Here is a 20,625-nt window from a genome sequence, read left to right as displayed (position 1 = left end):
TCCACTGGTGCGGGGCAAGCCCCCATCCGATGAGAGGAGTCACGCCATGGCCCATCATTCCGAGGATTTTCTGCGCCTGGCCAACGAGGCCAAGCAGCGCATCAAGGAAGTCTCGCCCGCAGAAGCCAAGCAGTTGATCCGCGACGGCGCCCTGGTGCTGGACGTGCGCGACAAGGAGGAGTTCGAGCAGGGGCATCTCGATGAGGCGGTCAACATCAGCCGCGGCACGCTGGAAATGCGTATTGCCGAGGCCGCACCAGACAAGCAGGCGCCGATCGTCTGCCACTGCGCCGGCGGCAACCGCGGCGCGCTGGCCGCCGACACCCTGCAGCGCATGGGCTACACCCAGGTGGTCAATATCCAGGGCGGCCTCAAAGCATTCGACAGCGACGAATAAGCGCGTTGCCAGCACCGCAACGGCAGCGGCCAGCCCCGAGGAGCTGGCCGCTGCCAAACGCAATGCCGAGGGTTGTTCAGTCCGCTTCGACTCCCTCGGGGAGTTCAAACGGTATGCCTTCCGGCGGCAAGAAGTTTTCCGGAATCTCCCCCGTCAGCGCTTCCTGAAAGGCGACCAGTTCATCAAGCGCCTCGTCGTCGAGCTCCTGCCCAAGCTGCACTCGCGCCATGATGGCGGTGGCGCGGCGCAGATCATCCACAGAGCCGTCATGGAAGTAAGGCCCTGTTTTTGCGACGTTGCGCAGCAAGGGAACGCGGAAGAAAAAGCGGTCGCTCTCCTCGCCTGTCACGGCCATCAGACCCGAGCTGATATCCAGCGAGCCGGTGTGCTCCCAGTAATTCTCACGGATGCCAAACCGCTGAAGCATGGTACCCCCCACCAGCTCACCACTATGACAACCGACACAGCCACTGTTCATGAAGCGCTCCAGGCCTCGCACTTCCAGTTCATTCAGCGCCTCGTCATCCCCCTCGAGCCACGTATCGAAGGGTGCCGGCGTGCGTAGCGTGGTCTGATAGAACTGCAGTGCCTGGCCATAGTTCTCGACCGAGACAGGGTCTTCATCTTCTGGAAAGGCGGCCGCGAACAGCGCTTCGTAGCCGTGTTCGTGGAGCACCGGCAGGATATCTTCACGATCGTCGAACCCCATCGAGCCGGTAATCGAGCCCATCGCCTGATCGGCCCCGGTGGCCCGGTCCGCCAGCCAACGCAATCCCGGCGTGTCCTGAGAGTGGAACACGGTTTGTGACTGCATGGTCTCGCCACCGCGCGCGTTGATCGAACGTTCGCGGCTATCGGAGCCCCAGTTTTCACGGAAGTGACAGCTGGCACAGGCCACTTCACCGTTCGATGAGAGACGGATATCCCAGAACAGCGCCTGCCCCAGCGTGGATTTCGGATCCTCGAGTTCCTCGGAGGGTGTTGCTTCGACGCCGCCCAAGACGCGATTCGCCCGCTCACGCAGTTCGTCGTTAGCCACCACCAGCGGCCCTGCCAACAGCAGACTTCCGCCTGCCAACATGCTCATCACGCGTATCTTCATCACAGTGATCCCCATCTTTTTGGCCATCCAGCGTCGGGTTCATGACATAGCTCATGCCAAGACGGCCTTTTTCTTTTCGATAATGTGCTGATAAAGGGTATCTATCGATGCATTAACGGGAGTTGATTAGGGTCAAGTCATCCGCGAAAAAGGTACACTCGCGGCAAATACCCTTGGATCGCTTGTCTTGACCTCAGCCTTATCGAATAGCGCTAGCAGCCAGCCCCTCGCCGGGTTCTTCGGCGTGTTTCGCTACAGCCGCCGGGCGCTCGGCCTGGTCTGGGAGACCTCGCGCTGGATGACCCTGGGGCTGATGCTGTGCACCCTGGTCGCCGGGGTGCTGCCGGCGGTAGCCGCCTGGGTGGGCCAGTTGATCGTCGACGGCGTGGTCGCTGCCATGGAGGCCCACCGCGCGGCCAGCGACCCCGATTTGCTCGCGCTGATCACCCCGGTGCTGTGGCTGGTGGCGCTGGAGGGCCTGATCATCGCGCTGATCGCGCTCGCCCAGCGCGGCCTCGCCGCCCAGCAGTCATTATTGCGTGCGCTCCTCGGCCAGAAGGTCAACGTGATGATCCTCGAAAAGGCGGGACGCCTGTCGCTCTCCCAATTCGAGGACTCCGAGCTCTACGACAAGCTGACCCGCGCCCGCCGCGAGGCCTCGACCCGCCCCCTGGCGCTGGTCAACAAGACCTTCGGGCTGCTGCAGAACGCCATCTCGCTGGCCAGCTTCGGTGTGCTGCTGGTGCAGTTCTCGCCCTGGGCGCTACTGCTGCTGGTGGCGGGCGCCCTGCCGGTGTTCATCTCCGAGGCCAAGTTCTCCGGCGACGCCTTCCGGCTATTTCGCTGGCGCTCGCCGCAGACCCGCATGCAGATCTATCTGGAAACGGTGCTGGCCCGCGAGGACAGCATCAAGGAGGTCAAGCTGTTCGGCCTCGAGGGGCTATTCCTGCAGCGCTATCGCGACATTTTCACTCGGCTGTTCGCCGAGGACCGCCTGCTGACGCTGCGTCGCGAGAGCTGGGGCTTCCTGCTCGGCCTGCTCGGCACCCTGACCTTCTACGGCGCCTACGGCTGGGTAGTGGTGGAGACCATCGCCGGCGGCCTCACGCTGGGCGAGATGACCATGTACCTGATGGTCTTCAAGCAGGGCCAGGCGGCGCTCTCGGCCAGCCTGACCGCGATCAGCGGCATGTATGAGGACAACCTCTACCTCTCGAACCTCTACGAGTACCTGGAGCAGCCGGTAGAGGACGACGGCGGCACCCTCACCCAGGGCGCCACGCCCGGTGATGGCCTGCGCTTCGAGGGCGTTGGCTTCGCCTATCCCGGCGGAGAGGCGGTGCTACAAGACATTAACCTGCACCTGGCCCCGGGCCAGAGCCTCGCCCTGGTGGGGGAGAACGGTTCCGGCAAGACCACCCTGATCAAGCTGCTGACGCGGCTCTATCACCCCACCCAGGGGCGCATCCTGCTGGATGGCAGCGACCTGCGCGACTGGCAGACCGAGGCGCTACGCGAGCGTATCGGCGTGATTTTCCAGGACTTCGTGCGCTACCAGCTGCAGGTCGGCGAGAACCTCGGGGTCGGCGATACCCACGCCTTCGAGGACCAGGAGCGCTGGCAGGAGGCCGCACGCCACGGCATGGCCGACGACTTCATCGCGCGCATGGCCAGCGGCTATCAGACCCAACTGGGCCGCTGGTTCAAGGGCGGCCAGGAACTCTCCGGCGGGCAGTGGCAGAAGATCGCCCTGTCGCGGGCCTATATGCGCGAGAACGCCGATATCCTGGTGCTCGACGAGCCCACCGCGGCGATGGACGCCGCCGCCGAGGCGGAGATCTTCGCGCGCTTCCGCGAACATGGACGCGACAAGATGACCATCCTGATCTCGCACCGCTTCTCCACGGTGCGCAGCGCCGAGCAGATCCTGGTCATCGACCGCGGCGAGATCATCGAGCGCGGCACCCACGACCAGCTGTTGGCCGCCGACGGCCGCTACGCCACGCTGTTCAGGCTCCAGGCCAAGGGCTATCGCTGAGGGTCCGGACTCAACGGCGCTCTACCCACCGCTTGACGCTTGTTCAGCGGTTGTTTATAAAAAAAGGGTCACTCACATAAGGTGAGCGGCATCAACCCCATCCAGAGACCGTTTTCTCATGCGCTGGCAATCCCGCGTCAACCGCCCAAGCAAGCTACATCGTATTGCCAATAATGCGATGCGAGCCTGCCGTTGCCGCGTGCCAATCCGATACTGAGAAACGATGGCCGCGGCATGCGTCGCGGCCATGTGGTTACCCCCGCTGTATTCGGTCATCTCCTGTTCGCGCTGCATCCCGGCCTCCTGCAAGGAGACCGAGAAATGGCAATTTCCGCTAGCCTCAAAAACCTGCTTCGCGCACTGCGCAGCCGTGCGATCAAGCGTCGTCAATTCGCTCAGCTCCGGGAGTGCGACCCGCGTATGCTCGAGGACATGGGCCTGCGCTGGGAGCGCGGCACCCTGGTCGCCATCAATCCCGAGCGCGAGCCATCCGCGGGCATCACCCGCGACGCGCATGAGACCTGTCCCCGCTGCGGGAGCAGACTGACGTAGCCACCGCCCCGGCCACAGGACGTGGCCGGGGCGTCTTCGCTGGCCATGCCATGCCGCCCGCCTCATTCATTAGCCCCTTACTCATTAGCCGAGTGAATATCACCCTAAGAATCACTAGAATCAGAGTTTCGCTTCGCTGCCGGACACGCCATGAGTTCTGCCCACGCCGCTGATCCCCCCGCCGCAGAGCAGGTCGCCCTGCATCGCCAACCCGGCTTTGTGTGTTTCCTGGTATCGCGCCTGGCGGCGGTGTTCGCCATGCAGATCCAAGCGGTGGTGGTGGCCTGGCAGGTGTATGCCATGACCCGCGACCCGATGTCGCTGGCCTACGTCGGCCTGGCACAGTTTCTGCCCATGGTGCTGCTGTTGCTGCCCGCCGGTGACCTGGTCGACCGCTTCCCACGCAAGCGCATCCTGCAGCTGAGCTGGGCGGTACAGGCGCTGTGCAGTGCGCTGCTGCTGGGCCTGGCGCTGGCCGCCAGCGAGCGGGTCGGGGCCTACTACGCGGTGCTGGCGCTGTTCGGCTGCGCCCGGGCCTTCACCGGCCCGGCGCTGCAGAGCCTGCTGCCCAATATCGTTCCGCGGCCCCAGCTCGCCCAGGCCATCGCCCTGAACAGTGCGATCATGAAGGTCGCGGTGATCGGCGGCCCGCTGCTCGGTGGGATTCTCTATGCCGTGGGCGGCGGCAGTCTCGCCTACGCCACATGCCTGGGCTGCTTCGCGATTGCCCTGGTCTCGCTGCTGCCGGTGCCGATCCGCTTCACCGAGGCCGCCACCTCCCTGGAGGCCACCGCCTGGCGACGCTTTACCGCCGGCATTGGCTATATCCGCCGCCAGCCGATCATCCTCGGCGCCATCTCGCTGGACCTTTTCGCGGTGCTGCTGGGCGGGGTAGTTGCGCTGCTGCCCATCTACGCCCAGGAGGTGCTGCATGTCGGCCCCGAGGGGCTCGGTGCGCTGCGCAGCGCCATCGCCGTCGGCGCGCTGCTGATGGGGTTATATCTCGGCGTGCGCGGCATCAAGCGCCACGCCGGCATGGTGATGTTCGTCGCCGTGGCAGTATTCGGCGTCGCCAACCTGGTGTTCGCCTTCTCGACGCTGTTCTGGCTATCGCTGCTGGCCATGCTGGTGGCCGGCGCCGCCGACATGATCAGCGTCTATGTGCGCATGACGGTGATCCAGCTGGCCACCCCCGACGCCATGCGCGGCCGGGTCAACGCCGTCAACATGCTGTTCATCGGCTCCTCCAACGAGCTCGGCGAATTCCGCGCCGGCAGCATGGCGGCCTGGCTCGGCGTGGTGCCGGCGGCGGTGATCGGCGGCATCGGCACCCTGGCCGTGGTCGGCGCCTGGATGCGGCTGTTCCCCACTCTGCGCCGCGTCGACCGCTTCGATGACGCCTCGCGCTAAGCGTTCAGCAGCGTGGAAATTTGCGTCTAGACTGGCTGAGGAGTCGTCATTACAAGGAGAGTCTGATGTCCGCCACGACCCACCATACCGGCAGCTGCCTGTGCGGCGCCGTCACCCTGAGCGTCGAGGTCGCCACCGACGAGGTCGCTGCCTGCCACTGCAGCCTGTGCCGCCGCTGGGGCGGGGGTCCGCTGCTGGCTCTGGAGGGCGCCAGCGCAATAGACCTCATAGGCGAACACAACGTCACGGTTTACCCCTCCTCCGAGTGGGCCGAGCGCGGCTTCTGCCGGCACTGCGGCACGCACCTGTTCTACCGCCTCAAGAGCGGCGAGCACCATGCCGTACCGGTGGGGCTGGTCGACCAGGGCCACGGCTGGCACTTCGCCACCCAGATCTTCATCGACGAAAAGCCCGGCTACTACGCCTTCGCCAACGAGACCCACGATATGACCGGCGATCAGGTGTTCGCCGCCTTCAATGCAGGCGACGGAGATTGACGCTCAAAAGTGCGCGCCGGCCAGCATGCTGATCCAGCCGGCCAGACGCTTGCGCCAGGGGCGATTCTCCCAGCGCTCGAGGTCGTAGCGCTCGGCGTGGCGGATGTCGTCCTCGACCAGCTCGCGGACACGCTGGGCGAAGTCCTCATCGTAGACGTTGAGGTTGCCCTCCTTGTTGATGCGGAAGGAGCGGTTGTCGAGGTTGGTGGAGCCGACGCTGGCCCAGCGGTCGTCGATGCTGACCAACTTGGCGTGGTACATCGACGGCTGATACTCGTGTATGGCCACGCCGGCCTCGAGCATCGGCCGCCAGCGGTTGACCGAGGCGTGGCGCACGAAGCCCATATCGATGCTGTCGCCGGGCACCAGGATATTGACCTCGACGCCGCGTTCGCGGGCCTCGATCAGCGCCTCGAGAAATGCCTCGTCGGGGTAGAAGTAGGCCGAGCCCAGGGTGATCCGCTCTTCGGCCGTGGCAATCGCCACCATCAGCATCATGCGCATGCGGTGGCGGCCCTCGCGGGGCGTGCTGGTCACCATCTGCGCCTCCAGTTCGCCCTCGGCCTCCAGCTCGGGGAAATAGCCATCGCCGAGCAGCAGTCGGCCGCTGGCGTCCAGCCAAGCATTGACGAAGGCGGCCTGCATGTTGCCCACCACCGGCCCCTCGACGCGGAAGTGGTGATCGCGATAGGCCTGGCCGTCGTCGTCGGGCAGCCAGTTGTCGGTGATATTGGCACCGCCGATAAAGCCGATGCGACCGTCGGTCATCAGCAGCTTGCGGTGAGTGCGATGGTTGAACCGCGCCAGCTCGTACCACGACGGCTTACGCCAGCGGATCACCTCGACGCCGGCCTCCTGCATGCGCTCGAACTTGTTCGCCGTGGCGGGCACCGAGCCGACATAGTCGATCAGGGCATGCACCGCGACACCGCGCTCGGCCGCCGCCACCAGGGCGTCGACGAATGGCCCGGCGGCCTCTTCGCCCCAGAACTCGAAGGTCTCGAAGGTGATGGAGGCCTCGGCAGCGTCGATGGCATCGAGCATGTCGGCATAGATCGCCTCGCCGTCCTCGAGCATGGCAATGCGATTGCCGGCCACGATAGGTTGCTCGAGGATCAGTCCCATGCTGCGCCGGAAGTCTGCATCGGCAGTGGTGAAGTCCACCGCCAGCGGCTCGAGCAGCCGCTTGGGCTTGGGGGTAGCGTTGAAGAGCAGCACGCTGCCCACCGCGAATATCACGGCAATCAGCACGGCCGTAGAGACGACCACGCGAGTACGACGTTTCACTAGCGGCTCCCTGCCTTGTGATTCGCCCCATGATTGCAGTAGCCCAGGCGGAATGCGAGCGTTAGCCTATGACAGCGACGCTGGACAAGGCAGCACATTGGCGTAGCCTGGAAGCACCACACACCACATGGAAGGATCTGGTATGACACTGACAGTAGGCGACAAGATTCCCGACGTCACGATCAAGACCAATGGCCCGGATGGCCCCCAGGATATCTCCACCGGTGAGCTGTTTGCCGGTAAGCGGGTGGTGCTGTTCGCCGTGCCCGGCGCCTTTACGCCCGGCTGCTCCAACACCCATATGCCCGGCTTCGTGATCAAGGCCGACGAGATCCTTGCCAAGGGGATCGACACCATCGCCTGCATGGCGGTCAACGATGCCTTCGTGATGGACGCCTGGCAGACGCATCAGAATGCCGAGGCCTTCACCATGCTGGCCGACGGCAACGCCGAGTTCACCAAGGCCATCGGTACCGAGATGGATGCCAGCGGCGGCGGCATGGGTATCCGCAGCAAGCGCTTCGCGCTGATCGCCAATGACGGCGTGGTCGAGTACATCGGCATCGATGCCAAGGGCGTCGACAAGAGCAGTGCCGAGACGGTGCTGGCTCAGCTCTGAGACTAACGGCGGTACGCAAGGGCCGGCCCTGGTGGCCGGCCCTTGTGCGTCGCCGGGGTGACTGGTCAGAATAGTTGGCTGCCATCATCGAGAGAGCGCATGGACATCACCCCGATCACCCACGACGACTTCCGCGTCTTCTGGCCGACCTTCAAGGCCATCGTCGAGGCGCAGGAGACCTACGCCTTCGACCCGAACATGGATTTCGATACCGCCTGGCGGCTGTGGTGCGAGCTGCCGCAGTTCACCTTCGTCGTCAAGCAGGACGGCGAGCTGCTCGGCTCCTACTACCTCAAGCCCAACGCCGCCGGGCCCGGCGACCATGTCTGCAACTGCGGCTATATGGTCACCCCCCAGGCCCGCGGCAAGGGGGTGGCCCGCGCCATGTGCGAGCACTCCCAGCGGGTCGCCATCGAGGCCGGCTACCTGGCCATGCAGTTCAATGCCGTGGTCGCGACCAACGAGGTGGCCATACGCCTATGGCAGACGCTCGGCTTCGAGATCATCGGCACGGTGCCCGGCGGCTACCGCCACCGCGAGCTGGGGCTGGTGGATACCCGCATCATGTATAAGCGCCTGGCCAGTGCCTGAACACTGGCTAAACACTCTGGCTCGAGGCGTGCATCTGCACCACGGGGCTGGTCGCCACCATGCGCACCACGCTGCCAACCACGATCAGGCACGGCGAGGGCAGCGGCTGATCCGCCAGCCGGGCCGGCATATCCGCCAGGCTGCCGATCAGTGACTGCTGCTCGGGCTTGCTGGCGTTGGCCACCAGCATGATCGGCCAGTCGCCGGGCAGGCCGGCGTCGCGCAGCCCGGCGCAGATGGCGGCGACCTTGGAGAGCCCCATATAGAACACCAGGGTCTCGTCGCGGCGCGCCAGCGAGGCCCAGTCCGGCGTGCCGTCCTCGCGGCATAGCTGGGCGGTGACGAACCGCAGCTGCTGGGCATGGCCGCGGTCGGTGAGCGGAATGCCCATGCTCGCCGCAGCGGCCGAGGCGGCGGTAATGCCGGGCACGATCTCGGCGGGCACCTGGGCCTGCGCCAGGGCGGCCAGCTCCTCCCCCATGCGCCCGAACACCCCGGGGTCGCCGCCCTTGAGGCGCACCACCGACTTGCCCTCGCCGGCCAGGCGCACCATCAGCGCACCGATCTCGGCCTGGGGCACGCTGTGGTGGCCGCGTGCCTTGCCCACGTAGTAGCGCTCGCGGCCGGCGGGGATCAGTGCCAGCACCTCCTCCTCCACCAGGCGGTCGTAGACCACCGCATCGGCCTGCTGCAGCAGCCGCGCGGCCTTGAGGGTCAGCAGCTCGACATCGCCGCTGCCGGCGCCGACCAGGTAGACCTTGCCCGGGCGACACTCGCCGCCCAGCGCCACGCCGGGCGTGGCGCCTGAAGGCTCGCCGCCGAGCGCGGTGAAGTAGCGCGTCATGCGCTGGCTGAGGCGGACCAAGGCGTCAGGCCACTTGGGTTTCAGGGGTCGGCTTGGTGCGCGCATGGGTGCGTTCCTCTTCGAGCAGGGATTTGAGTTCTGGAATACAGCTGCCGCACTGGGTGCCGCAGGCGAGCCGGGCGCCCAGCGCCTCGACGCTGGTATCGCCGTCGCGAATGGCGGAGACGATCGCCTTCTGGCCGACCTGGTGGCAGCTGCATATGGTGGGGCCGCTATCGGCGGCGCCGTCGTCGCAGCCGGCCAGCAGCCGGCGGCGATGGGTGTCGCTCAGTTCGGCGTCGTTGAAGCGCTGCTCGAGCCAGGCCAGGCCGGGCAGTTCGGCGGGCGGGCCGACCATGGCCCACCAGCAGAGTCGTCCATATCGCACCGCCGCGGCACGCAGCCGCCCATCGCCGGCATCTTCGCACCACAGCGTCGCCGCCTCGGGCAGCCAGGCCGCCAGGCGCTCGAGCCAGTCGTGCTCGACTTGCCCGCTTGCCAACTGCCAGCGCTGGCAGCCGCGCATGGGAATGCGCGCCCAGTAGTCGCTCTCGCACCAGGGCGCAGCGTCGCTGAGCGCTTCACTGAGCGCTTCGCTAACTAACAGGGTGGCCTCCCAGGCGGTACTCAGCGGCGCCAGGGCCACGGCGCCGTGCTTGGATTCCGGCTGCCCCGAGAGCGGATCGGTGTGGCCGCTGATCAGGGCACCGCTGCGCGCCTGCTTGGTAAAGCGGTCGCTCCAGTGCATCGGCACGAACACCTCACCGGCACGCTGGCTCTTGGCGACGCGCACCCGGGCGCGATACTCGCCGGCCTCACTGCTCAGCAGCGCCAGACGCTGATCGGCGACGCCGTACGCCGCGGCATCGTCGGGATGCACCTCGATAAAGGGTTCGGCGCGGTGGTTCATCAGCCGCGGGGCGCGTGCGGTGCGGGTCATGGTATGCCACTGGTCGCGGATACGCCCGGTATTGAGGCGCAACGGCCGCGCCGCACTCAGGCGCTGCTCGGGGCCACGCGGGGTGATCGGCACCAGTCGCGCCAGGCCGTTGTCGGTGGCAAAGTGGCCATCCTCGAACAGCCGCGCAGTGCCCCGCGGCGCCTGGGCGGTGACCGGCCACTGGATCGGCGCCAGCGCATCATAGGCGGCGCGGTCGAGGCCCGCCAGTCCGGAGATATCGAACAGCCGCCTGGCGCCCGCGGGCTCGGCGGCGTTCTCGAAGCCCGAGAGCCGGGCATGCTCGTCGAAGATCTCGCTGGGGTGGGTGTAGTCGAAGGCCTCGCCGTAGCCCAGCCGCTTGGCGACCTCGCACATGATCCACCAGTCGTGGCGCGCCTCCCCGGGGGGCGGCAGCAGGCCGCGCTGGCGCGAGATGCAGCGCTCGGAGTTGGTTACGGTGCCGTCCTTCTCCGACCAGCTCGAGGCCGGCAGCACGATATCGGCATAGGCCAGCAGGTCGGTGTCGGTCACGCACTCGGAGACGATCACCAGCGGGCACTTGGCCAGTGCCGCGCGCACCCGGGCGGCGTCCGGCAGGCTCACCGCCGGGTTGGTGGCCATCACCCACAGCGCCTGGACCTCACCGCGCTCGATGGCACTGAACAGCTCGACGGCCTTATGGCCCGGGCCCTCGGGCAGGGTCGGCGTCAGCGACGCGTTGCGCCAGAAGCGGGTCACCCGGTCGATGGCGCCGGGGGTGTGGTAGTCCATATGCGCGGCCAGCTGGTTGGCCAGCCCGCCCACCTCGCGGCCGCCCATGGCATTGGGCTGGCCGGTGATCGAGAAAGGGCCGGCACCAGGCAGGCCCAGCTTGCCGCCGGCCAGGTGGCAGTTGATGATCGCGTTGCACTTGTCGGTGCCGCTGGAGGACTGGTTGACGCCCTGGGAGTAGAGGGTGACCACGTGCAGTTGGCTGGCGAACCAGTAATAGAAGGTCTCCAGCGCCTCGGCGTCGAGGTCGCAGTCGGCGGCCACCGATTCGAGGTCGCTGGCCTGCTCGCGGGCCGCGGCCAGCGCCTCGTCGAAGCCCTGGGTATGGCGCGTGAGATACAGCTTGTCCAGCTTGCCCTTGGCCGCCATCCAGCTCAGCAGGCCGTTGAACAAGCGCGCGTCGCTGCCGGGCTTGAGCCCCAGATAGAGGTCGGCGATTTCGCAGCTGTCGGTGACCCGCGGATCGATCACCACCACCCGCATCAGCGGATTACGGGTCTTGGCCACCTTGATACGCTGATAGAGCACTGGATGGTTCCAGGCCAGGTTGGAGCCCACCAGCACCACCAGCTCGGCTTCCTCGAGGTCCTCATAGCAGCACGGCACCGCATCGGCGCCGAAGGCACGCTTGTAGCCGGCCACCGCCGAGGCCATGCACAGCCGCGAGTTGGTATCCAGGTGCGGCGTGCCGAGAAACCCCTTGAACAGCTTGTTGGCGACGTAGTAGTCCTCGGTCAGTAGCTGGCCGGAGAGGTAGGCCGCCAGCGCCTGATTGCCATGCTCGGTGCGGACCGCCGTGAGGCGGCTGGCCACGGCGTCCAGGGCCGTGTCCCAATCGACCTCGGCGCCATCAACCCACGGCCGGGTCAGGCGCCCCTGCTGGCCCAGGGTCTCGTGCAGCGCTGAGCCCTTGACGCACAGCCGCCCATAGTTGGCCGGGTGCTGGCGATCCCCTTCCACGGCGGTTATCGCCCCATCCTCGATGGTTGCGGTCACGCCACAGCCTACCCCGCAGTAGGGGCAGGTGGTCTTTGCTCGATCGCATATCGGCGCTGAATCATCGGCCTGATACATGGTGACTCCTCGTTTCGCCGCCGCCCGATGCAAGGGCTAAAACGCAAAAACGCCCACTATCGGCATCTGGGGATGCCGATAGTGGACGTCGTTGTCGGGTGAGGGCCGGCGTTGGCCCTCGGCAATTATCTATGCTGTAGTCATGGTGCTAGGCACATACCAAGCAAGCGCCATGCCAGCTAGGCCCTGCCCCACCGCCACTGCCCCGCGGGCCGGGCCCGCCAGCGAGCCGACGACACCGCCGCGGATCGCCAGCGGCGGCGCTGATCGCACCACAGCATTGCGCTTGGCCTGGGTTTTGCACCAGTATGATGCGGCGCAGCAGCCTGCCGCAGGCACTCGACGCCACCCACCGGCAGCGCCTGCGCCGCCCCGCCGGCCACGGAGAGGGCGTTTGCAAAAACGAAGACGAGTGCAGCCCTTTCGCAGACGCTCTATGAGCCGACGTGGAATATAACTTGCAGTACCTAAGTACGTGCGCCTCAACCACTGCTAGACGAGCCCACACCATGCCCCCAGCGCTTGATGTTCTACTGGTCGATGATGAAGAGGTGCGCGCCGCCATGGTCGAGGAGGCGCTGGTCAGGGAAGGTCATCGGGTGATCTGCCACCTCAAGAGCCCTGCCAGCCTCAACGAGATGGTGGCCAGGCATCAGCCCGACGTGGTGATCATCGACATGGAATCGCCGGACCGCGACATCCTCGACAGCATGACCCAGCTCAACCGCGAGAACCCGCGCCCGGTGGTGTTCTTCGCCGACCATCACGACCCCGAGACCATGCAGTCGGCGCTCAAGGCCGGGGTCAGCGCCTATGTGGTCGATGGCCTGGCCCAGGGGCGGGTCGAGCCGATCATCGAGGTCGCCATCGCCCGCTTCGAAGCCTTTCAATCGATGCGCCAGGAGCTCGACCGCACCCGTACGCAACTCACCGAGCGCAAACGCATCGAACGTGCCAAGGGACTGCTGATGCGTCACCAGAGCTGTGACGAAGAGCAGGCCTACCAAATGCTGCGCAAGCTAGCCATGGACCGCGGCCAGCGCATCGCCGAGGTCGCCACGAGCGTCATCGATATCCTCGAACGACTAGAGAAAGGCTTATGAACACGCTCCCTCCGGCCGAGCTGCAGCGCCTGCAGCTGGGTTTTATCCCGCTGCTCGACTGCGTGCTGCTGGTGGTCGCTCGCGAGCGCGGCCTGTTTGCCGATCAGGGCCTCGAGGTCACGCTATCGCGCCAGAACGCCTGGTCGACGCTGCGCGACAAGGTCGCCGCCGGGCTACTCGACGGCGCCCATATGCTGGCGCCGATGCCGCTGGCCATGAGCCTGGGGCTGGGGCGCGCGCCCTGCGATACCCTGGCGCCGATCACCCTGAGCCGTAACGGCAACGCCATCGTACTCTCCCAGGCGCTGGCCGACGCCTGCACGGCGGACCTGGGCGATGACCCGGCCGCCAGCGCCAACGCCCTGGCCGGCTACCTCACCGCCGGTGGCGAGCGGCCGCGTCTGGGCATGGTCTACCCCCACTCCTGCCAGCACTATCAGCTGCGGCACTGGCTGTGCCTGGGCGGGATCGATGCCGATCGCGACGTCGAGCTGGTGGCGCTGCCCCCGCCGCGCATGGTCGACGCCATGCAGCAGGGCAAGATCGACGGCTTCTGTGTCGGTGAGCCCTGGGGCAGCCTCGCCGAGCACCGCCAGTCCGGGCGCATCGTCGCCAGCGGGGCCCAGCTGTGGCCGGAGCAGCCGGAGAAGGTCCTCGGCGTGACCCGCTCCTGGGCGAATCGCTACCCGGCAACGCTAACCCGGCTGATTCACGCGCTGATCGCCGCCAGCGACTGGCTGGCCGAGTCGCCGGCCAATCGCCTGCAGGCCCGCGACTGGCTGGCCCTGCCGCCCTACCTCGACCGCTCGGTGGGCCATCTCGAGACCCTGCCCATCGACGCCCCGCCGCTGCGGCAGCGGCTCTGCGGCCGCGATATGCTGCGCCCCGACCCTGCGTTTACCGAGCTGCTCGCCGAACAGATCGACCAGCAGCTGCGCGATCAGGGCCAGCAGCTCGATCTCGCCACCCTCGGCGAGTGTTACAGCGCCGTGCATTTCGACCGCGCCCTGCACCACTGACGTGCAACTGGCCCCGTCATGGGGCCAGCCTCTCCCCTGCGCCACGCCTCCAGTCGACTGAAAATCCTACCAAAAGACGAAATTACTGCCGGTTGGCAGGCAGCTTGCTTTAGCTAGGGCAACGCAATATTCGGCGGCATCGCGGTCGCCCGACGGTCAATGGCGACCGTCACCACCGGACACAGACGTCTTGGCTTCCTGCTCCAGCAGGACGCCGAGGCGTCTTTTTTTTGGCCGCATGCTCCAGTCATCGAGGAGTCGACCGACATGACACTAACGCCCCAAGCTTCCATGCCCGAAGGCCCCATGCCCGCAGGCCCTGATCACCGCGAAAGCGTGCTGATCATCGGCAACGGCATGGCCGGCCAGCGGCTGGTCGAGGCGCTGCTGGCCCGGCCTGCGCCGCCGGCAAGCATCACCGTGATCGGCGCCGAGCGGGTGCCGGCCTACAACCGCATCCTGCTCTCGCCGCTGCTGGCCGGCGAACTGGACCACGCCGCCCTGACCCTGCGCGACGCCGACTGGTACGCCGAGCAGGGCGTCGAGCTGATTCTCGGCGAGCGCGTCGAGCGCATCGAGCGCCAAGCGCGCCAGGTGATCACCGCCAGCGGACGCCGGCTCGACTACGACCGCCTGGTGCTGGCCACCGGCTCGCGCCCGGCCATGCCCCCGGTGCCCGGCATCGATCTCCAGGGCGTCCACGGCTTTCGTGACCTGGAGGACGCCGCCACCCTCACGGAGTGCGCACAAGATGGCGGCAGCGCCGTGGTGATCGGCGGCGGCCTGCTCGGCCTGGAGGCCGCCGAAGGGCTGCGCAAGCGCGGCATGGCGGTCAGTGTGCTGCAGCGCGACTCGCGGCTGATGAACCGCCAGCTCGACGCTACCGCCGCCGGCCTACTCGAGGCTGAGCTCGCCAGCCGCGGGCTCACGGTCGTCACCGACGCCCGGGTGGCCGCCCTCGAGGACGACGGCCACGGCCGGGTCGCCGCGGTCCGCCTCGAAGATGGCCGCCGCCTGGCCACCGACTGCGTAGTGGTGGCCGCGGGTATCACCCCCAATGCCGAACTGGGTCGCGACGCCGGGCTCGACAGCGACCGCGCTATCCTGGTCGATGCCCACCTGACCACCAGCGACCCGGCGATTCACGCCCTCGGCGAGTGCTGCCAGTTCGAGCAGCATACCTACGGCCTGGTCGAGCCGATCTGGCGCCAGGTCGAGGTACTCGCCGCCCATCTCGCCGGCGAGGCGGTACGCGGCTACGTCGAGCAGCCCAGCGCCACCAAGCTCAAGATCAGCGGCGTGTCGCTCTACGCCTTCGGCCCCACCGAGGCGGCCCCGGAGCACGACGTGCTCAGCTACCACGACCCCGAAAACGGCGACTACCGCCGCCTGCTGCTGCGCGATGGCCGCCTGGAGGGCGTGGTGCTCTACGGCGATACCCGCATCGGCCCCTGGGCCTTCGAACACGCCCTGGCCGGCAGCGACCTCAACGCCTGCCGCCAGGCTCTGCTCTTCGGCCCGGCCGATGTCCAGGCGCTGCTCGATGCAGCCGCCGAGGACGCCGACCGCGACGCCGATACCGCTCATCAAGAACGCCCCGTCGAGGAGGCCGCATGACTACCCCCGCATCCACCAAGCAGCGCTTGATCATCATCGGTAACGGCATGGTCGGCCACCACCTCGTCGAGCAGCTCGTCGAGCAGGGTGCCCTCGAGCGCTACCAGGTAACGGTGTTCGGCGAGGAGCGCCACCTGGCCTACGACCGCGTACACCTCTCGGAGTACTTCAGCGGCCGCGACGCCGACTCCCTGGCCCTGTCCACCGCCGACTACTACGCCGAGCACGGCATCGAGCTGCGCCTCAATGAGGCGGTGTTTGCCCTCGACCGCGAGGTCAACGAGGTGGTCACCGACCAGGGCCGCACCCCCTATGACCGGGTGGTGCTGGCCACCGGCTCCTACCCCTTCGTGCCGCCGATCCCCGGCAACGACCGTGAGGGCTGCCTGGTCTACCGCACCCTCGAGGACCTCGACGCCATCCGCGCCGCGGCCGAGCAGGCCAATACCGGCGTGGTGGTCGGCGGCGGCCTGCTCGGGCTCGAGGCGGCCAACGCCCTGCGCGGCCTGAACCTGGACACCGCGGTGGTCGAGTTCGCCCCGCGGCTGATGCCGATGCAGGTCGACACCGAGGGCGGCGAACTGCTGCGCGAGAAGATCGAGTCGCTCGGCGTTCAGGTACTCACCGAGCGCGCCACCCAGCGCATCGAGGACGGCGACAACGCGCGTCATCGCATGGTGTTCCAGGACGACAAGATCCTCGAGACCGACCTGATCGTGTTCTCGGCGGGCATTCGCCCCCGCGACGAGCTGGCCCGCGACTGCGGGCTGGAGATCGGCGAGCGCGGCGGCGTAGTGATCGACGACCAGTGCCTGACCAGCGATCCACAGATCCTCGCCATCGGCGAAGTGGCGCTGTGGCAGCAGAGCATCTTCGGCCTGGTCGCCCCCGGCTACCAGATGGCCAAGGCGGCCCTGTCGAACCTGATGGGCGGCGAGACGCACTTCCAGGGCGCCGACATGAGCACCAAGCTCAAGCTGCTCGGCGTCGACGTCGGCTCCATCGGCGACGCCCACGGCAACCAGAATCCCGGCGCGCGGATGTTCCGCTACCTCGACCAGATCAAGCAGGAGTACCGCAAGCTGGTGGTCTCCAGCGACGGCAAGAAGCTGCTCGGGGCGATGCTGGTGGGCGACAACGGCTACTTCGACACCCTGATGCAGTACTACGACAACGGGCTCGAGCTCCCCGACGACCCCGCCTCGCTGATCCTGCCGAGCAGCGAAGGCGCCCCGGCGCTAGGCCCGGACGCGCTGCCGGAAACCGCCACCATCTGCTCGTGCCACAACGTCACCAAGGGCGATATCTGCGCCACCATCGACGCCGGCGCGGTGGACCTGGCCACGGTCAAGGGCGACACCAAGGCCAGCAGCGGCTGCGGCGGCTGTGCCGCACTGCTCAAGAGCGTGGTGGACCACGAGCTGACCGCCCGCGGCGTCGAGGTCGACCAGTCGATCTGCGAGCACTTCGCCCACACCCGCCAGGAGCTCTACGACATCGTCCGCGTCGAGGGCATCAAGACCTTCGGCGAGCTGGTCGAGAAACATGGCCACGGTCTCGGCTGCGATATCTGCAAGCCGGCGGTGGCTTCGATTCTCGCCTCCTGCTTCAACGAGCCGATCACCGATGCTGCCCATGTGCCGCTGCAGGACACCAACGACACCTTCATGGCCAACATGCAGAAGAACGGCACCTACTCGGTGGTGCCGCGCATCGCCGGCGGCGAGATCACCCCGGACAAGCTGGTGGTGCTCGGCCAGGTGGCCCAGAAGTACGGCCTCTACTCCAAGATCACCGGCGGCCAGCGCATCGACCTGTTCGGCGCCCGCCTCGAGGACCTGCCGGATATCTGGGGCGAGCTGATCGAGGCCGGCTTCGAGACCGGCCACGCCTACGGCAAGTCGCTGCGTACCGTGAAATCCTGCGTCGGCAGCACCTGGTGCCGCTACGGCGTGCAGGACAGCGTGGGCATGGCGATTCAGCTCGAGAACCGCTACAAGGGCCTGCGCGCGCCGCACAAGATCAAGTTCGGCGTCTCCGGCTGTACCCGCGAATGCGCCGAGGCGCAGAGCAAGGATATCGGCGTGATCGCCACAGAGCACGGCTGGAACCTCTACGTCTGCGGCAACGGCGGCATGCGCCCGCGCCACGCCGAACTGTTCGCCACCGACCTCGACGACGAGCAGCTCTACCGCACCATCGACCGATTCCTGATGTTCTACGTGCGCACCGCCGACCGCCTGCAGCGCACCTCGGTATGGCGCGAGAACCTCGAGGGCGGGCTGGATTACCTCAAGGACGTGATCCTCGACGACAGCCTCGGCCTCGGCGACGAACTCGAGCGCCAGATGCAGACAGTGATCGACAACTACCAGTGCGAATGGGCCGATGCCATCAGCGACCCGGAGAAGCTCAAGCGCTTCCGCAGCTTCGTCAACGACGCGCGCCCGGATCCGGACATCATCATGACCAGTGAACGCGGCCAGCTGCGCCCCGCTTAATCAACAGGATGCATCCATGAACACTGCGACAGCACTAAAAGATGAGGCACACACCGACGTGACCTGGCAAACCATCTGCAGCAAGGCCGACCTGGTCGCCTTCTCCGGCGTTGCCGCCTGGCTCGAAACCGCCGAGGGCCCGGCCCAAGTGGCGATCTTCTACCTGCCAGGCCATGCCCAGGAACTCTATGCCATCGACCACCACGACCCCTTCTCCGATGCCAACGTGATTGCCCGCGGCATCGTCGGCGATATCAAGGGCGACGCCGTCGTCGCCTCGCCGATCTACAAGCAGCACTTCCGCCTCGAGGACGGCAGCTGCGTGGAGGATGACAGCGTGACGCTTCGCACCTGGCCGGCGCGCTTCGACGGCGAGAAGGTCGTGATCGAAGCCTGAGGTAGGTCGGCGTGAAACAAAAAAGCCGCCAGTGCTCAGCGCACTGGCGGCTTTTAGGGAGTAGCTACAACTAAGGACAGACTATGGCCTGTTAATTAGTTACCTCAATGTACCATTTGGGCTTGATGCGCCCGAAATCCCGGCGGACATTCGATTTCAATGCCTTTTTGGAGTCCAGCACCACCGCCTCGCCACCTTCTCTGACAAACACGACCCAATGCCAGAATGGTTTGCCCTGCTCCAGGCGCCATTTGATCGCCATGAGGGCCTTGTCTGGCAGACACTCCCACGACTCGAAGGGTGTTTCTGTCGGTGACGCCTCAATACCGAGTTCACGTAGAAGCTTGCGAACGTGGGCTGTCTCCGACCAGAGTGTCGGGTCTACGGCGTAAATTCCCAGAGCGTTTGCCCTACGCTTGGCCTCCGCATAGCTGATGCCCGCAAGGGTAGCGCTAGCCGCAATACCACACCGCTGATTTCTTCTTGGATGGCTGGTTCCATGTCTCTACCGATTAACGCCTGGCTCTGCGGCAGGCAAGGAGCGCAGCGAAACTTACAGTCCGAGTTAATGCGGTTGTCATGTTTTTTCATTGAATTTTCGCGCTCTTACTGAGGTTATGGCGAGCACACAGTAACTGGATATTCTCGGCTTTCAGTGATGTTCCACCTCTCGAGTACGGGAGAATGTGGTCAAAATGCAGCTCATCGGTTGCGCCGCACGTTACGCACTTACCGCCATCGCGCGCCCAAACCTCTAATTTTACGCTGGTCGGAATAATGCGGCTGCGCTCAGATAAGTGACTGGAAACTTCTTCTGCGGCTGATTCATCAGAAATGCTTTCTACAGCCACCAACTTGAATTTAAAAACATTCCTGAACCCATCATTCTCAGTCCACGAATCTACCAGGTGGAAAAATCCATTGTCGGTCCAAATGCCGGCTTTTATTTTTTCGTAGACCTGAACAATGTCTGGCCCTTTTTTATCCGCCTTAAAGCCTTGAGCAGCTTGATAGAATTTTCCATTCTCGGTAAGTGTTCCGCTAGCGAGCCGTTCAGGTTGATCGAGAACCTTGGGGTCAGATATTCCTTTACGCTTTGGCTCGTCGTGACCCTCATAAATGAGGACTGCACCTTCATCCTGCACCTCATCACGATAAGGGGAGTTGGGTCGTACTGACATGAGGATGACGGAATGATGGCCCTTCAGCCGAAAATTCATGCCTCGCTGAAGGCTGGTGCCTTCTTTCTGGCACATCTCAAGGTAAGAAATGACATTGCCTCTCAAACTTCAACTCCTCGTGAAAACAAAAAATTAAAACCAACTAAATTTAGGCTTGCTATGCAAGATCCGCGTGCTTGCGCGCTCATTCCGTACCAAAAATACAGAAACTTGGTGAGGATGTCCTGATAGCTACGCCCGGCACGCCTCCAAAGCTGATGCAATGCGTGAAGAACACCATGCGGGTGAAGCGCTATAGTCCGCGTACCGAGAAGACGTACTGCTACTGGATTCGCTATTTCATCCGTTTCCACGGCATTCAACTCCCCGCCAGCATGGATGCTTCCGAGGTGCATGCTTTCTTGGAACACTTGGGAGTGGAGCGCCATGTGGCGGCGGCCACTCAGAATCAGGCGCTTAACGCCCTCGTATTCCTGTATCGCCATGTCCTCGAGCAACCACTGGGGGATGTCTGTAAATTCTCACGCGCCAAACAGCCGCGCCGGCTCTCTGTGGTCTTATCTCATGAGGAAGTGATGAACGTGCTGAGCAAGGTAGTCCTCTGGAATCAGGGTAAGCGAGGAATCTGGGCACGCTACCGCCAGGGGATGCTGCTAACCAGCCCCCTCCTTGGCGGTCTGAAACC

At 65.5% G+C, this 20,625-nt stretch carries 18 protein-coding genes and 2 pseudogenes; 13 read left to right on the top strand and 7 right to left on the bottom strand.

The genetic code is table 11. From position 1 onward, the window contains the following. Positions 1-46 precede the first annotated feature (46 nt). Positions 47-397 (top strand): sulfurtransferase, encoded by a 351-nt coding sequence (locus tag BWR19_04305; GenBank protein ID APX92223.1) that lies wholly within the window; start codon positions 47-49, stop codon positions 395-397. A gap of 76 nt (positions 398-473) precedes the next feature. On the opposite strand, the gene BWR19_04300 is transcribed toward BWR19_04305, so the two are convergent. After that, positions 474-1,493, bottom strand: a complete 1,020-nt coding sequence (locus BWR19_04300) for a hypothetical protein (GenBank protein APX94892.1) — start codon at positions 1,491-1,493, stop codon at positions 474-476. A gap of 193 nt (positions 1,494-1,686) precedes the next feature. Here BWR19_04300 and BWR19_04295 point away from each other — a divergent pair, with 193 nt between their 5' ends. After that, on the top strand, positions 1,687-3,537 hold the full coding sequence (locus BWR19_04295; protein APX92222.1) for an ABC transporter permease: 1,851 nt from the start codon (positions 1,687-1,689) through the stop codon (positions 3,535-3,537). Between the two features lie 72 nt (positions 3,538-3,609). On the opposite strand, the gene BWR19_04290 is transcribed toward BWR19_04295, so the two are convergent. Continuing rightward, positions 3,610-3,831, bottom strand: a complete 222-nt coding sequence (locus tag BWR19_04290; protein APX92221.1) for a hypothetical protein — start codon at positions 3,829-3,831, stop codon at positions 3,610-3,612. Positions 3,832-3,858: 27 nt separating this feature from the next. Here BWR19_04290 and BWR19_04285 point away from each other — a divergent pair, with 27 nt between their 5' ends. From BWR19_04285 to BWR19_04275, 3 genes are all read left to right on the top strand, one after another. Beyond that, positions 3,859-4,089 carry a hypothetical protein gene (locus tag BWR19_04285; protein ID APX92220.1) on the top strand — a complete coding sequence of 77 codons (231 nt, stop codon included), beginning with the start codon at positions 3,859-3,861 and terminating at the stop codon, positions 4,087-4,089. A 150-nt stretch (positions 4,090-4,239) separates the two neighbouring features. Then, on the top strand, positions 4,240-5,499 hold the full coding sequence (locus BWR19_04280; GenBank protein APX92219.1) for an MFS transporter: 1,260 nt from the start codon (positions 4,240-4,242) through the stop codon (positions 5,497-5,499). A 65-nt stretch (positions 5,500-5,564) separates the two neighbouring features. Next, on the top strand, positions 5,565-5,996 hold the full coding sequence (locus BWR19_04275) for an aldehyde-activating protein (GenBank protein ID APX92218.1): 432 nt from the start codon (positions 5,565-5,567) through the stop codon (positions 5,994-5,996). 3 nt (positions 5,997-5,999) lie between these two features. On the opposite strand, the gene BWR19_04270 is transcribed toward BWR19_04275, so the two are convergent. Further along, a complete protein-coding gene (locus BWR19_04270) occupies positions 6,000-7,283 on the bottom strand; it encodes a cardiolipin synthase B (GenBank protein ID APX92217.1) in 1,284 nt (427 codons plus the stop codon). Positions 7,284-7,425: 142 nt separating this feature from the next. Here BWR19_04270 and BWR19_04265 point away from each other — a divergent pair, with 142 nt between their 5' ends. Beyond that, positions 7,426-7,902 carry a peroxiredoxin gene (locus tag BWR19_04265; protein APX92216.1) on the top strand — a complete coding sequence of 159 codons (477 nt, stop codon included), beginning with the start codon at positions 7,426-7,428 and terminating at the stop codon, positions 7,900-7,902. 99 nt (positions 7,903-8,001) lie between these two features. Next, entirely contained in the window at positions 8,002-8,493 is a 492-nt protein-coding gene (locus tag BWR19_04260) for a GNAT family N-acetyltransferase (GenBank protein ID APX92215.1), read from the top strand. A 7-nt stretch (positions 8,494-8,500) separates the two neighbouring features. Here BWR19_04260 and BWR19_04255 read toward each other — a convergent pair whose 3' ends face one another. Then, on the bottom strand, positions 8,501-9,403 hold the full coding sequence (locus tag BWR19_04255) for a uroporphyrinogen-III C-methyltransferase (protein ID APX94891.1): 903 nt from the start codon (positions 9,401-9,403) through the stop codon (positions 8,501-8,503). Continuing rightward, complete coding sequence (locus BWR19_04250; GenBank protein APX92214.1) at positions 9,363-12,122, bottom strand: nitrate reductase; 2,760 nt, start codon at positions 12,120-12,122, stop codon at positions 9,363-9,365. The genes BWR19_04255 and BWR19_04250 overlap by 41 nt, the downstream gene beginning before the upstream one ends. Positions 12,123-12,631: 509 nt before the next feature. Between BWR19_04250 and BWR19_04245 the strand changes: the two genes are divergently transcribed. The 5 genes from BWR19_04245 to BWR19_04225 all read left to right on the top strand — a co-directional run bounded on the left by BWR19_04245 (position 12,632) and on the right by BWR19_04225 (position 18,759). Beyond that, complete coding sequence (locus BWR19_04245; GenBank protein ID APX92213.1) at positions 12,632-13,225, top strand: hypothetical protein; 594 nt, start codon at positions 12,632-12,634, stop codon at positions 13,223-13,225. Next, a complete protein-coding gene (locus BWR19_04240) occupies positions 13,222-14,244 on the top strand; it encodes a nitrate transporter NrtA (GenBank protein APX92212.1) in 1,023 nt (340 codons plus the stop codon). The genes BWR19_04245 and BWR19_04240 overlap by 4 nt, the downstream gene beginning before the upstream one ends. A gap of 291 nt (positions 14,245-14,535) precedes the next feature. After that, the gene (locus BWR19_04235) at positions 14,536-15,861 is read left to right on the top strand and encodes an FAD-dependent oxidoreductase (GenBank protein ID APX92211.1); all 1,326 of its coding nucleotides are present in this window, start codon (positions 14,536-14,538) and stop codon (positions 15,859-15,861) included. Beyond that, the gene (locus BWR19_04230; GenBank protein APX92210.1) at positions 15,858-18,362 is read left to right on the top strand and encodes a nitrite reductase large subunit; all 2,505 of its coding nucleotides are present in this window, start codon (positions 15,858-15,860) and stop codon (positions 18,360-18,362) included. Before BWR19_04235 ends, BWR19_04230 begins: the two co-directional genes overlap by 4 nt. 16 nt (positions 18,363-18,378) lie before the next feature. Then, entirely contained in the window at positions 18,379-18,759 is a 381-nt protein-coding gene (locus tag BWR19_04225; protein APX92209.1) for a nitrite reductase (NAD(P)H) small subunit, read from the top strand. 91 nt (positions 18,760-18,850) lie between these two features. Here BWR19_04225 and BWR19_04220 read toward each other — a convergent pair. Both BWR19_04220 and BWR19_04215 read right to left on the bottom strand, forming a co-directional pair. After that, a pseudogene (locus BWR19_04220) lies at positions 18,851-19,260 on the bottom strand (hypothetical protein). Positions 19,261-19,346: 86 nt separating this feature from the next. Continuing rightward, positions 19,347-20,015 carry a restriction endonuclease gene (locus BWR19_04215; GenBank protein APX94890.1) on the bottom strand — a complete coding sequence of 223 codons (669 nt, stop codon included), beginning with the start codon at positions 20,013-20,015 and terminating at the stop codon, positions 19,347-19,349. Positions 20,016-20,197: 182 nt separating this feature from the next. Here BWR19_04215 and BWR19_04210 point away from each other — a divergent pair. Then, a pseudogene (locus tag BWR19_04210) lies at positions 20,198-20,527 on the top strand (recombinase XerD). Positions 20,528-20,625: the final 98 nt, after the last annotated feature.

It is taken from the genome of Halomonas sp. 1513 (assembly GCA_001971685.1).
Lineage (GTDB): Bacteria > Pseudomonadota > Gammaproteobacteria > Pseudomonadales > Halomonadaceae > Franzmannia.
Note: the sequence above shows the minus strand (reverse complement) of the source record. Positions and strands in the feature narration are given on the sequence as shown.